Source organism: Pseudomonas sp. 65/3-MNA-CIBAN-0223 (assembly GCF_040310425.1).
GTDB lineage: Bacteria > Pseudomonadota > Gammaproteobacteria > Pseudomonadales > Pseudomonadaceae > Aquipseudomonas > Aquipseudomonas gregormendelii.
In genome coordinates this window covers 1-251 of the sequence record NZ_JBEOPV010000259.1, presented here as the reverse complement: position 1 = coordinate 251, position 251 = coordinate 1, and the positions used below count along the sequence as shown (strand labels likewise).

1 protein-coding gene is annotated in these 251 nt (G+C 56.6%); it reads right to left on the bottom strand.

Features of this window, described 5'->3' with window-relative positions:
- Positions 1-250, bottom strand: a 250-nt coding sequence (locus tag AAEZ09_RS28795; RefSeq protein WP_350601741.1) for an SdiA-regulated domain-containing protein, incomplete at its 3' end; no start/stop codon positions are given.
- Position 251: the final 1 nt, after the last annotated feature.

Sequence of the window (251 nt, the reverse complement as noted above, 5' to 3'; positions counted from 1 at the left end):
CGTTTGGGCCGTTGGTAACCGCCCATAGCAGGTTCAGGTCAGGGTCGAAGGTCAGGCCCGAAAGGTTGTTGTCCACACCGGGAACCGGCTTAGCATCGAGCTCAACCCGATAGTCAGGCAGCCACACAGAGCGCTCCTGCCAATCGTCGGTGTGCCAGTGGGTCTTGATCCAGAAGTACAACCGATCATCAAGGTGATGGGTGCGGACTTGGAATACGGTAAGCAATACAAAGCACAGCAGTGCCCACATC